Origin of the sequence: Streptomyces sp. NPDC001828, from assembly GCF_042892175.1 — a bacterium.
In the GTDB taxonomy this organism is placed as follows: domain Bacteria; phylum Actinomycetota; class Actinomycetes; order Streptomycetales; family Streptomycetaceae; genus Streptomyces.
Window position 1 is genome coordinate 326,600 of record NZ_JBIATV010000009.1, and the last position, 12,357, is coordinate 338,956.

General features: G+C 71.5%; 10 protein-coding genes. 9 read left to right on the forward strand and 1 reads right to left on the reverse strand.

Annotation, left to right across the window (positions count from 1 at the left end):
• Nucleotides 1-45 precede the first annotated feature (45 nt).
• From ruvB to ACFYZA_RS25625, 9 genes are all read left to right on the forward strand, one after another.
• Complete coding sequence (gene ruvB / locus ACFYZA_RS25585) at nucleotides 46-1,137, forward strand: Holliday junction branch migration DNA helicase RuvB (protein WP_382599485.1); 1,092 nt, start codon at nucleotides 46-48, stop codon at nucleotides 1,135-1,137.
• A 164-nt stretch (nucleotides 1,138-1,301) separates the two neighbouring features.
• Nucleotides 1,302-1,775: a preprotein translocase subunit YajC gene (yajC, locus tag ACFYZA_RS25590; RefSeq protein WP_382599483.1), complete on the forward strand. Its 474-nt coding sequence runs from the start codon at nucleotides 1,302-1,304 to the stop codon at nucleotides 1,773-1,775.
• A 142-nt stretch (nucleotides 1,776-1,917) separates the two neighbouring features.
• The gene (gene secD / locus ACFYZA_RS25595; protein ID WP_388492937.1) at nucleotides 1,918-3,663 is read left to right on the forward strand and encodes a protein translocase subunit SecD; all 1,746 of its coding nucleotides are present in this window, start codon (nucleotides 1,918-1,920) and stop codon (nucleotides 3,661-3,663) included.
• Nucleotide 3,664: 1 nt separating this feature from the next.
• The gene (gene secF, locus ACFYZA_RS25600) at nucleotides 3,665-4,762 is read left to right on the forward strand and encodes a protein translocase subunit SecF (RefSeq protein WP_388492939.1); all 1,098 of its coding nucleotides are present in this window, start codon (nucleotides 3,665-3,667) and stop codon (nucleotides 4,760-4,762) included.
• A complete protein-coding gene (locus ACFYZA_RS25605) occupies nucleotides 4,759-5,310 on the forward strand; it encodes an adenine phosphoribosyltransferase (protein WP_382599477.1) in 552 nt (183 codons plus the stop codon). Before secF ends, ACFYZA_RS25605 begins: the two co-directional genes overlap by 4 nt.
• Nucleotides 5,311-5,506: 196 nt before the next feature.
• Nucleotides 5,507-7,987 (forward strand): RelA/SpoT family protein, encoded by a 2,481-nt coding sequence (locus tag ACFYZA_RS25610; RefSeq protein WP_382599475.1) that lies wholly within the window; start codon nucleotides 5,507-5,509, stop codon nucleotides 7,985-7,987.
• Between the two features lie 98 nt (nucleotides 7,988-8,085).
• A complete protein-coding gene (locus tag ACFYZA_RS25615) occupies nucleotides 8,086-9,405 on the forward strand; it encodes a protein kinase (RefSeq protein WP_388492941.1) in 1,320 nt (439 codons plus the stop codon).
• 82 nt (nucleotides 9,406-9,487) lie between these two features.
• Complete coding sequence (locus ACFYZA_RS25620; protein ID WP_382599530.1) at nucleotides 9,488-9,859, forward strand: hypothetical protein; 372 nt, start codon at nucleotides 9,488-9,490, stop codon at nucleotides 9,857-9,859.
• Nucleotides 9,840-10,982: a caspase family protein gene (locus ACFYZA_RS25625; protein ID WP_382599470.1), complete on the forward strand. Its 1,143-nt coding sequence runs from the start codon at nucleotides 9,840-9,842 to the stop codon at nucleotides 10,980-10,982. Before ACFYZA_RS25620 ends, ACFYZA_RS25625 begins: the two co-directional genes overlap by 20 nt.
• A 59-nt stretch (nucleotides 10,983-11,041) precedes the next feature.
• Here ACFYZA_RS25625 and ACFYZA_RS25630 read toward each other — a convergent pair whose 3' ends face one another.
• Nucleotides 11,042-12,271, reverse strand: a complete 1,230-nt coding sequence (locus ACFYZA_RS25630; RefSeq protein ID WP_382600250.1) for a DUF349 domain-containing protein — start codon at nucleotides 12,269-12,271, stop codon at nucleotides 11,042-11,044.
• Nucleotides 12,272-12,357 lie beyond the last annotated feature (86 nt).

Genomic DNA, 12,357 nt, shown 5'->3' on the forward strand with positions numbered 1-12,357 from the left:
CCAGCCCGCAGGCCCCCACCGCGACCACGATCCGAGGCACACGTCATGAACTGGGAAGACAGCTCCGACCCGGCGGATCTGTCCGCGACGGCCGGCGACCGGCTCGTGGGAGCCGACGCCGACGGCGAGGACACCGCCGTCGAGGCCGCGCTGCGCCCCAAGGACCTGGAGGAGTTCGTCGGCCAGGAGAAGGTGCGCGAGCAGCTCGACCTGGTGCTGCGCGCGGCCCGCGCCCGTGGCGCCACCGCCGACCACGTCCTGCTCTCCGGCGCCCCCGGCCTCGGCAAGACCACCCTCTCGATGATCATCGCGGCCGAGATGGGCGCCCCGATCCGCATCACCAGCGGCCCCGCGATCCAGCACGCGGGCGACCTCGCGGCGATCCTGTCCTCCCTCCAGGAGGGCGAGGTCCTCTTCCTCGACGAGATCCACCGGATGTCACGGCCCGCCGAGGAGATGCTCTACATGGCGATGGAGGACTTCCGGGTCGACGTCATCGTCGGCAAGGGCCCCGGCGCCACCGCCATCCCGCTGGAGCTGCCGCCCTTCACGCTGGTCGGCGCCACCACCCGGGCCGGCCTGCTGCCGCCCCCGCTGCGCGACCGGTTCGGGTTCACCGGCCACATGGAGTTCTACGAGCCGTCCGAGCTCGAACGGGTCATCCACCGCTCGGCCCGGCTGCTCGACGTGGAGATCGACACCGCGGGCGCCGCCGAGATCGCGGGCCGCTCCCGGGGCACCCCGCGCATCGCCAACCGGCTGCTCCGCCGGGTGCGCGACTACGCCCAGGTCAAGGCGGACGGCGTCATCACCCCCGAGATCGCCTCGATGGCGCTCGCCGTGTACGAGGTCGACGCCCGCGGTCTCGACCGGCTCGACCGGGCCGTCCTCCAGGCCCTCCTCAAGCTGTTCGGCGGCGGCCCGGTGGGCCTGTCCACCCTCGCCGTGGCGGTGGGGGAGGAGCGCGAGACGGTGGAGGAGGTGGCCGAGCCCTTCCTGGTCCGGGAGGGTCTGCTAGCCCGCACCCCGCGCGGCCGGGTGGCGACGCCCGCGGCCTGGGCCCACCTCGGTCTCGTACCGCCGCAGCAGGGCGGCGGCGCGACAGGAAGCGGACAACAGGGGCTCTTCGGGGCGTGACGGCGCGGAGGGTCGCACGCCGAGGAACCCCGGTGGGATGCTGGGCGTTGTTCCATCTGTGCGGACTCGCTTAGACTCCGCCGATGCCGCCCTTCCAGGCCGGCGTACCCACCCCCAGATCAGGCCGCGCCCCAGGTGCGGTCATGCGAAGGAAGTTCCGTCCCGTGAGCCCTATCACTCTCCTCCCCTTCATTGTGCTTATCGGGGCCATGTTCCTGATGACCCGGTCCGCCAAGAAGAAGCAGCAGGCGGCTGCCGCCATGCGCAATGAGATGCAGCCCGGCACCGGTGTTCGCACCATCGGTGGCATGTACGCCACCGTCAAGGAGATCGGCGACGAGACGGTCCTCCTGGAGGTGGCGCCCGGCGTCCACGCCGTCTATGCCAAGAACGCCATCGGCGCGGTCCTGGACGACGCGGAGTACAACCGCATCGTGCACGGCGACACCGAGGAGGAGCTCCCGGCCGTTCCGGACGACGCCTCTTCGCTGACCGCGGCCACCGAGGCCGCCGAGGCCGACGCCGAGGTCGCCAAGGACGCCAAGATCGACCTGGGCAAGAAGGACGAGGCGGAGGACGCCGCCGCGCCCAAGGACGGCAAGGACGGCAAGGCCGACGGCGGGGCCGACACGAAGTAGTCACGCACCGGGACCGCGGCGCCCGACCGGCGCGGGCGGTCCCCGGAGCGCGCCCACTTCGACGAGGGACGTCCCCACAACACTTCGTGGCCGTCCACGCGCACACCCGGCGCAGGGCGGTTGGACAGGGAGAAACGACAAGGTGGCAGCACCGAACAAGGGCCGAAGGCCGGCGGCGGGGGGTCAGAGCAAGCCGGGCCGCGCCCTGGCCTTGATCCTCATCGCCATGGTCGCGCTCGTGGGTGGGATGTTCATTTCCCACAACACCACCCCGAGGCTCGGCATCGACCTCGCGGGCGGCACGAGCATCACGCTCAAGGCCAAGCCCGAGCCCGGCCAGGAGTCGGCGATCAACAAGGCCAACATGGACACGGCGGTCTCCATCATGGAGCGGCGCGTCAACGGCCTTGGTGTGAGCGAGGCCGAGGTCCAGACCCAGGGCAGTGACAACATCATTGTCAACATCCCCAAGGGTACGAACTCCGAGCAGGCCCGCCAGCAGGTCGGCCAGACCGCCAAGCTGTACTTCCGGCCGGTGCTGACTGCCCAGCCGACCGCCGCCGCGCCCACCCCGAGCGCTTCCCCGAGCGCGTCCGGCAAGGCGACGCCGCCGCCCTCGGGCACCCCGAGCGCCACCGGCAAGGCCACGCCCAGCGCGGGCAAGCCGAGCGGCACCCCCCAGGGCCGTGCGCTCACCGACGCCCTGAAGGCCTCGCCCACGCCCGGCGCGAGCAAGCCCAGCACCCCCGCGCCGAACCCGTCGGGCTCCGCCGCCGACTCGGCGGCCGCCGCCAAGCTCCAGGCCCAGTTCGCCGCGCTCGACTGCTCCACCAAGGAAGCCCGCTCCAAGGCCGGCGAGGGCGCCAAGTCCACCGACCCGACCGTCGCGTGCGACCAGACCGGCGCCGAGAAGTACATCCTGGGCCCGGCCGAGGTCGACGGCACCGACGTCGCCAAGGCGCAGGCCGTGATCAACCAGCAGAACGGTCAGTGGATCGTTCAGATGGACTTCACCGGCGGCGGCTCCAAGAAGTTCGCGGCGATCACCGGCAAGCTGTCCCAGCAGCAGTACCCGAACAACCGCTTCGCGATCGCGCTGGACAACACGGTCGTCTCGGCCCCGACGGTGAGCTCCACGCTCAGCGGCTCCGCCGAGATCTCCGGCAACTTCACCCAGTCGACCGCCCAGGACCTGGCGAACGTCCTCTCCTACGGTGCGCTGCCGCTCACCTTCCAGGAGCAGAGCGTCACCACGGTGACCGCCGCCCTCGGCGCCGACCAGCTGCACGCAGGTCTGATCGCCGGTGCCATCGGCCTCGCGCTGGTCATCATCTACCTGGTGGCCTACTACCGCGGCCTCGCGCTGATCGCGATCCTCAGCCTCGTCGTCTCGGCGATCCTGACCTACACGATCATGGCGCTGCTCGGCCCGGGCATCGGCTTCGCGCTGAACCTGCCGGCGGTCTGCGGTGCGATCGTGGCCATCGGCATCACGGCGGACTCGTTCATCGTGTACTTCGAACGCATCCGTGACGAGATCCGCGAGGGCCGCACCCTGCGTCCCGCCGTCGAGCGGGCCTGGCCCCGCGCGCGGCGCACCATCCTGGTCTCCGACTTCGTGTCGTTCCTCGCCGCCGCGGTGCTCTTCATCGTGACGGTCGGCAAGGTCCAGGGCTTCGCGTTCACGCTGGGTCTGACCACCCTGCTCGACGTGGTCGTCGTCTTCCTCTTCACGAAGCCGGTGATGACGCTCCTGGCCCGCCGCAAGTTCTTCGCGAGCGGCCACCCGTGGTCCGGCCTCGACCCGAAGCGGCTCGGCGCCAAGCCCCCGCTGCGCCGCACCCGCCGCACCACCTCCGCTCCCGTCGACACCCCGAAGGAGGCGTGAGATGTCGAAGCTCGGCACTCTCGGCGCCAGGCTGTACCGCGGTGAGGTCGGTTACGACTTCGTCGGCAAGCGGAAGATCTGGTACGGCATCTCGATCCTGATCACCATCACGGCCATCGTCGGCCTGGCGGTGCGGGGTCTGACGATGGGCATCGAGTTCCAGGGCGGCGCGGTCTTCACGACCCCGAAGACCTCCGCGACCTCGTCCCAGGCGGAGGAGGCGGCACGGTCCGCCTCCGGCCACGACGCGATCGCCCAGAAGCTCGGCAACGGCACGATCCGCATCACCATCGGCGGGGTCGACACGGCCAAGTCGGACCAGATCAAGACGGAGCTCGCCAAGGACCTCAAGGTCCAGGCGAACGACATCAACGCCGATCTGGTGGGCCCCAGTTGGGGCGAGACGATCGCGAACAAGGCCTGGACGGGCCTGATCATCTTCATGATCCTCGTGGTGATCTATCTGGCCATCGCCTTCGAATGGCGGATGGCGGTCGCCGCCCTGATCGCCCTGATCCACGACCTCACGATCACCGTCGGCATCTACGCGCTGGTCGGCTTCGAGGTCACCCCGGGCACCGTGATCGGTCTGCTCACGATCCTCGGTTACTCCCTCTACGACACCGTCGTCGTCTTCGACGGACTCAAGGAGGGCCAGAAGGGGATCACCAAGCAGACCCGGTTCACCTACAGCGAGATGGCGAACAAGAGCCTCAACGGCACCCTCGTCCGCTCCATCAACACCACGGTCGTGGCACTGCTCCCGGTGGCGGGCCTGCTGTTCATCGGCGGCGGCGTCCTCGGCGCCGGCATGCTGAACGACATCTCGCTCTCGCTGTTCGTCGGCCTCGCGGCCGGCGCGTACTCCTCGATCTTCATCGCCACTCCGCTGGTCGCCGACCTGAAGGAGACCATGCCGGAGATGAAGGCCCTCAAGAAGCGGGTGCTCGCCAAGCGCGCGGCGGCCGCCGCCAAGGGCGAGACCGAGGAGCAGCAGGACGCGGCGCCGCTCGACGAGGACGACGAGTCCGAGACCGCGGGCGCGGTCGTCGGCCAGCGCCGCCAGCCGAGCCGCAACAACCGGGGGAAGCGCCGATGACCAGCGTCTCCACCGAGACCGTGGGGCTGCTGCTCAGCCGCATCCGTGACGTGCCGGACTATCCGAAGCCGGGCGTGATGTTCAAGGACATCACCCCGCTGCTCGCGGACCCGGAGGCGTTCACGGCCCTCACCGACGCGCTCGCCGAGCTGTGCGTCCAGCGCGGCGCGACGAAGATCGTCGGCCTGGAGGCGCGCGGCTTCATCCTGGCGGCCCCCGTATCGGTACGCGCCGGGATCGGCTTCATCCCCGTACGCAAGGCGGGCAAGCTCCCCGGAGCCACCCTCAAGCAGGCGTACGAGCTGGAGTACGGCACAGCGGAGATCGAGGTGCACGCCGAGGACCTCAGCGCGGGCGACCGCGTCATGGTCATCGACGACGTGCTCGCCACCGGCGGCACCGCCGAGGCCTCCCTGGAGCTGATCCGCCGGGCCGGGGCCGAGATCGCCGGGGTCGCGGTGCTGATGGAGCTCAGCTTCCTCAGCGGCCGCGAGCGTCTGGAGAGTGCCCTGGACGGCGCCCCGCTGGACGCCCTGATCACGGTCTGAGCAGGCCGCAGCAGACCGCCGAGGCGGGCCCGGAGGAATCCGGTGCCCGCCTCCGGCGTTTCTCCCGGCAGAGCGGTGGCACCGGCCCGGGGCGAGCGGATGCCGTTGGCTCGATACCATGGGTACTTCCGGGCCTGACCGGGGGACCCGGACCCTCCCCCAGACCCCGTCCGGGGGGACCCCCAGAGGAGCGCTTTTGCCAGACGAGGCCCAGCCACTCTCCGCCGCGCAGCCGGACAAGCAGCCCGAGGCCGCGGCGGCCCCGGCCACGCCCCCCGAGCCCGAGGCGAAGCCGAAGCCGGCGCCGCCCGAGCCCGCCGAGGCCAAGGCCCCGGCTCCGGTCGCGAAGCCGGTGGTACCGGCCGGCTCGGTGTCCCGCTCCGGCGGCTCCTCCAACCGCGTCCGGGCCCGCCTCGCCCGCCTCGGCGTGCAGCGCTCCTCCGCGTACAACCCGGTGCTCGAACCGCTGCTGCGGATAGTGCGCGGCAACGACCCCAAGATCGAGACGGCCACGCTGCGCCAGGTCGAGCAGGCCTACCAGGTCGCCGAGCGCTGGCACCGCGGCCAGAAGCGCAAGAGCGGCGACCCGTACATCACGCACCCGCTCGCGGTGACGACGATCCTCGCCGAGCTGGGCATGGATCCGGCCACCTTGATGGCGGGGCTGCTGCACGACACCGTCGAGGACACCGAGTACGGCCTGGACACCCTGCGGCGTGACTTCGGCGACCAGGTCGCGCTGCTCGTCGACGGCGTCACCAAGCTCGACCGGGTGCAGTTCGGCGACGCCGCGCAGGCCGAGACCGTCCGCAAGATGGTCGTGGCCATGGCGAAGGACCCGCGCGTCCTGGTCATCAAGCTCGCCGACCGCCTGCACAACATGCGCACCATGCGGTACCTCAAGCGCGAGAAGCAGGAGAAGAAGGCGCGCGAGACCCTGGAGATCTACGCGCCGCTCGCCCACCGCCTGGGCATGAACACCATCAAGTGGGAGCTGGAGGACCTCGCCTTCGCGATCCTCTACCCCAAGATGTACGACGAGATCGTGCGCCTGGTCGCCGAGCGCGCCCCCAAGCGCGACGAGTACCTCGCCATAGTGACCGACGAGGTCCAGTCCGACCTGCGCGCGGCCCGCATCAAGGCGACCGTCACCGGCCGCCCCAAGCACTACTACAGCGTGTACCAGAAGATGATCGTCCGCGGCCGTGACTTCGCGGAGATCTACGACCTGGTGGGCATCCGGGTCCTGGTCGACACGGTCCGCGACTGCTACGCGGCGCTCGGCACCGTGCACGCGCGATGGAATCCGGTCCCCGGCCGGTTCAAGGACTACATCGCGATGCCCAAGTTCAACATGTACCAGTCGCTGCACACGACGGTGATCGGACCCAACGGCAAGCCGGTCGAGCTGCAGATCCGCACCTTCGACATGCACCGCCGCGCGGAGTACGGCATCGCGGCGCACTGGAAGTACAAGCAGGAGGCCGTCGCCGGTGCCTCCAAGGTGCGTACCGACGTGCCGCGCAAGACCGGCAAGGACGACCACCTCAACGACATGGCGTGGCTGCGCCAGCTCCTCGACTGGCAGAAGGAGACCGAGGACCCCAGCGAGTTCCTGGAGTCGCTCCGCTTCGACCTGTCGCGCAACGAGGTCTTCGTCTTCACGCCCAAGGGCGACGTCATCGCGCTCCCGGCGGGCTCGACGCCCGTCGACTTTTCGTACGCCGTCCACACCGAGGTCGGTCACCGCACCATAGGCGCACGGGTCAACGGGCGGCTCGTGCCGCTCGAATCGACCCTGGACAACGGCGACTTGGTGGAGGTCTTCACCTCCAAGGCGGCCGGGGCCGGCCCCTCGCGGGACTGGCTGGGCTTCGTCAAGTCGCCGCGCGCCCGCAACAAGATCCGCGCCTGGTTCTCCAAGGAGCGCCGCGACGAGGCCATCGAGCAGGGCAAGGACGCCATCGCGCGCGCCATGCGCAAGCAGAACCTGCCGATCCAGCGCATCCTGACCGGCGACTCCCTGGTCACCCTGGCCCACGAGATGCGCTACCCCGACATCTCCTCGCTGTACGCGGCGATCGGCGAGGGCCATGTCGCGGCCCAGGGCGTGGTGCAGAAGCTGGTGCAGGCGCTCGGCGGCGAGGAGGCCGCCAACGAGGACATCGCCGAGTCGGCGCCGCCCTCGCGCGGCCGCAGCAAGCGCCGCAAGAACGCCGACCCGGGTGTGGTGGTCAAGGGCGTCGACGACGTGTGGGTCAAGCTCGCCCGCTGTTGTACGCCCGTGCCCGGCGACCCCATCATCGGCTTCGTCACCCGCGGCAGCGGCGTCTCGGTGCACCGGGCGGACTGCGTCAACGTCGACTCGCTGTCCCAGCAGCCCGAGCGGATACTCGAAGTCGAGTGGGCGCCCACCCAGTCCTCGGTCTTCCTGGTCGCCATCCAGGTCGAGGCCCTCGACCGCTCCCGGCTCCTGTCGGACGTCACGCGCGTCCTGTCCGACCAGCACGTCAACATCCTGTCGGCGGCCGTACAGACCTCCCGCGACCGCGTCGCCACCTCGCGCTTCACCTTCGAGATGGGCGACCCCAAGCACCTGGGCCATGTGCTCAAGGCGGTCAGGGGAGTCGAGGGCGTCTACGACGTGTACCGGGTGACCTCGGCCCGCCGGCCGTAACCGCGCCACCCCCGGGCCGGTGCCCCGGACTTGCCCAAGTGACTTGCCCGCCAGGCGAGTTGAGGGCGATGATCGGGTCACACGGGCCGGGGGGTGCCATGGCGGAACAGACCGTGATCGCAGGGCGCTACCAGCTCCTTGGACGCCTGGGATCGGGCGGCATGGGAGAGGTGTACGAGGCGCTCGACGCCGCCTTGGAGCGCCGGGTCGCGCTCAAGATGATCCGCTCAGACCTCGCGGGCTCCGACATGCGGGAGCGGTTCGGCCGCGAGGCCCGGGCGCTCGCCCGCATCGCCCATCCCAACACGGTCGTCGTCCACGACGTCGGGCTGCACGGGGACGTCCCCTATCTGGTCATGGAGCTCCTGGAGGGCGTCGACCTGCGGAGCCTCCTGGAACGCCGGCCCCAGCTGCCGCACGCGCTCGTACGGGCCGTCGCCGCCGGGATGTGCTCGGGCCTCGCCGCCGTGCACGACGCCGGAATCCTGCACCGCGACGTGAAGCCCGGCAACGTCCATCTGACCCGCGCGGGCCGGGTCGTCCTCCAGGACTTCGGGATCGCCCACCTCCTCGACACCACCCGGCAGACCGCGACCGGTGTCGTCGTCGGCACCCCCTCCTACATGGCGCCCGAGGTGGTGCGGGGCGAGGCGCCCGGCACCTACACCGACCTCTACGCCCTGGGTGCCTGCGTCTACGAGATGCTCGCCGGGGAGCAGCCCTTCGGCGGCGCGTCGATGGTGGAGGTCATCTTCAAGGTGATCCAGGAGGAGGTGCCCCGGCTGCGGGGCCGCCGGAGGGTCCCGGACGACCTCGCCGATCTGGTGCAGGAACTGCTGGCGAAGGACCCCACCTGGCGGCCCACCGCCGCCGAGGCCCTGGAGCGGCTGCGCTGTCCGCCGAACGCGGCCGAACTGATCGCCGAGGCGGTCACCGAGGACCTGCGCACCCGGGCGGTGCGCGACTTCGGGCCCGCCCCGGCGGAGGTGGTGGGCGCCTCCGTGCCCGGGCTCGCGGAGGCCGACCCCGACGCCATGACCACGGCCCAGGTCTCGGTGGCGGCCGGTCTCGACTCCCGCTCCCCGCAGGGGACTTCGGGCCTCGCGCTGAGCGAGGCCACCCGCAACGAGATCCTGCACGCCATGACCCCGGCCGTCGCCGAGGCCCGGCAGCGGGAAGCCGTCGGCATGGTGCTGCGCGGCTCCCTGGAGGAGGCCGTGGGCCTGCTGAGCAGACTGGCCGACGCCTGCCGCGCCTCGCTCGGCCCGGTCCACCCCACCACCCTCGCCTGCGTCTACTGGCAGGGCGTGTGCCTGGCCCGGCTGGGCGCGGGGGATTCCGCCGTGGCCAAGTTCGCCGAGGTGTCGGCGGTGGCGGACGGCAGCCTCGCGGAGCGCCGGGCCGCCCGGCTCGAATGAGCCCCGGCGCCCGCGATCCGCAGCAAGGACACACGTCAACACCCCGGCGACGTACGGGGAACGAAAGGAACGTCCGGTGCCGATGATCGAGATCCGGGTGCACGGCGTCGCCGACGCCGAGGCCGAACTGCGTTCGCTGCTGCGGTGGCTCAAGGCGGACGAGGAGGTCGGCCTCAGGGTCCATGGCGCGCTCGGCAGTTCGGAGCCCGCGGATCCCGAGCACATGGGCGCGCTGATCGACATCATCTCCCTGACGGTGAGCAACGGACTCGCCGCGGCCCAGTTCGCGCTGTCCATCCAGCAGTGGCGGGCCACCCGCAGGGCGCCCGCCGCGGTGGTCCTGCGCAGAGGCGGCACCGAGGTCGAGGTCGTCGGAGCCGACCCGGCCGTGCTCCGGGGCGTCGCCGCGCTCCTCGAGGGCGAGGAGCGGGCCGGTGACGGCGGAACTGCCTGACCCCTCGGCGTCGGCCGCCGTCCTGATCGGGACGGCCGACTACCTGCACCTGGCGCAGTTGCCCGCCGTGCGGTCGAACCTCACGGATCTCGCCGCCATCCTCCAGGACCCCACGATCTGGGGGCTGCCGCAGGCGCACACCCTCACGGTGGCCGACCCGGGGACCCCGGCGGAGTTCCTTGACCCGGTGTACGACGCGGGCGAACGGGCCCTGGACACCCTGTTCGTCTACTACTGCGGACACGGCCTGCGGGACTCCGAGTCCGCGGACCTCTACGTCGCCCTGACCGGATCGCGGGAGGGCGCCGGCTATACGGCGGTCGAGTACCGCCACCTGCGCGGGGCCATCCTCGCCTCGCCGGCCCGGCGCAAGATCGTCGTGCTCGACTGCTGCTTCAGCGGCCGGGCCGCCCGCACCCTCAGCGGCCCGGGCGCCCTCGCGGCACAGGCCGGGATGCAGGGCGTGTACGTCCTGACCGCCTCCCCGAAGGACCACGTGGCCCTCGCCCCGGACGGCGAGCGCCACACCGCGTTCACCGGGGAACTGCTGGACGTGCTGCGCCGGGGACTGCCCGACGCGCCGGACACCCTCGACCTGGAGACCCTCTACCGGGCCGTCGACGCCCGGCTCGGCTCCAAGAACCGCCCGCGCCCCCAGCGCAGCCAGGAGAACGACGTGGGCCGGCTGCCGCTCGTGCGCAACCGCGCCAAGGCCTCGGGCGGCACCCCGGCGGGGCCGGTCATCGACGCCGAGGTCGAAGGGGCGATGATCTCCGCCGGGCTCCAGCTGTCGCGCCTGCTGCGGTCGGTGGGCCGCAGCCGGGACGCCCTGCCGATCCTGCGGATGATCCTGGGGACCAAGGTCCCGGGAGGGACGGGCGACGCCGTCACCGTCCATCTGGAGCTGGCCGACCTGCTCACCGAGGCGGGCCAGGACACCCAGGCGATCGAGGTCCTGGAGCAGGCGTTCCACCTCACGCGCAAGCGGTTCGGCCCCGAGGCCGTCACCGTCTGCCGCCGCCTCGCCGCCCTCCTCCAGTCCGCCGGCAACCACAGCCAGGCCTGCGAGGTCCTGCTGCACGCCCTCGACATGCTGGAGCGCGCCGCCAACCCGGCGGCCTAGCCGCGAAAGCCCCCGCGACCGTACGGTCGCGGGGGCTTTCGCGGTGTGGGGCCGGGGGCTCAGCCGCCGAACTCCTCAAGGCCCTTCAGCGCCTGGTCGAGCAGGGCCTGGCGGCCCTCGAGCTCACGGCCCAGCTTGTCCGCCCTGGCGTCGTTGCCGGCCGCGCGGGCCGCGTCGATCTGCTTGTGCAGCTTGTCGACGGCGTCCTGGAGCTGGCCCGTGAGACCCGCGGCGCGCGCCCGCGCCTCCGGGTTCGTACGACGCCACTCGCCCTCCTCGGCCTCCTGGATCGCCCGCTCCACGGCGTGCATCCGGCCCTCGACCTTGGGACGCGCGTCCCGTGGCACGTGGCCGATGGCCTCCCAGCGCTCGTTGACCGAGCGGAACGCGGCGCGGGCCGCCTTCAGGTCGGTCACCGGGAGGATCTTCTCGGCCTCGACGGCCAGCTCCTCCTTGAGCTTCAGGTTCTCGGTCTGCTCGGCGTCGCGCTCGGCGAAGACCTCGCTGCGCGCCGCGAAGAAGACGTCCTGGGCGCCGCGGAAGCGGTTCCACAGCTCGTCCTCGGCCTCGCGCTGGGCGCGGCCCGCCGCCTTCCAGTCCGCCATCAGGTCGCGGTAGCGCGCGGCCGTCGTACCCCAGTCCGTGGAGCCCGAGAGCGCCTCGGCCTCGACGACCAGCTTCTCCTTGACCTTGCGGGCGTCCTCGCGCTGCGCGTCCAGGGACGCGAAGTGCGCCTTGCGGCGCTTGGAGAACGCCGAGCGGGCGTGCGAGAAGCGGTGCCACAGCTCGTCGTCGGACTTGCGGTCCAGACGCGGCAGACCCTTCCAGGTGTCCACCAGGGCCCGCAGCCGCTCGCCCGCCGAGCGCCACTGCTCGCTCTGCGCCAGCTCCTCCGCCTCGGCGACCAGCGCCTCCTTGGCGTGCTTGGCCTCGTCGGTCTGCTTGGCCTTCTGGACCTTGCGCTCCTCGCGGCGCGACTCGACGGTCGCGACGAGCTTGTCGAGGCGCCCCCGCAACGCGTCGAGGTCACCGACCGCGTGATGCTCGTCCACCTGCGAGCGCAGGTGATCGATCGCGGTCTGCGCGTCCTTCGCCGACAGGTCGGTGGTCTTCACCCGTCGTTCGAGGAGGCCGATCTCGACAACCAGGCCCTCGTACTTGCGCTCGAAGTAGGCCAGGGCCTCCGCGGGAGAGCCCGCCTGCCACGATCCGACGACCACTTCGCCCTCGGCCGTACGCACATACACGGTGCCCGTCTCGTCGACACGGCCCCACGGGTCGCTGCTCACAGCGCCTCCTCCACATGATGCCTGCGCGGGGGGTTCGTCCCCCGGGGCATCGTCCACAGTTTCCCGGCGGGCCTCGCCCGCCCTCC

Bases quoted from the DNA above. Each gene is read 5' to 3' on its own strand.
- ruvB (WP_382599485.1), top strand. From the start codon at position 46: ATGAACTGGGAAGACAGCTCCGACCCGGCGGATCTGTCCGCGACGGCC.
- ACFYZA_RS25615 (WP_388492941.1), top strand. From the start codon at position 8,086: ATGGCGGAACAGACCGTGATCGCAGGGCGCTACCAGCTCCTTGGACGC.
- ACFYZA_RS25605 (WP_382599477.1), top strand. From the start codon at position 4,759: ATGACCAGCGTCTCCACCGAGACCGTGGGGCTGCTGCTCAGCCGCATC.
- secF (WP_388492939.1), top strand. From the start codon at position 3,665: ATGTCGAAGCTCGGCACTCTCGGCGCCAGGCTGTACCGCGGTGAGGTC.
- ACFYZA_RS25620 (WP_382599530.1), top strand. From the start codon at position 9,488: ATGATCGAGATCCGGGTGCACGGCGTCGCCGACGCCGAGGCCGAACTG.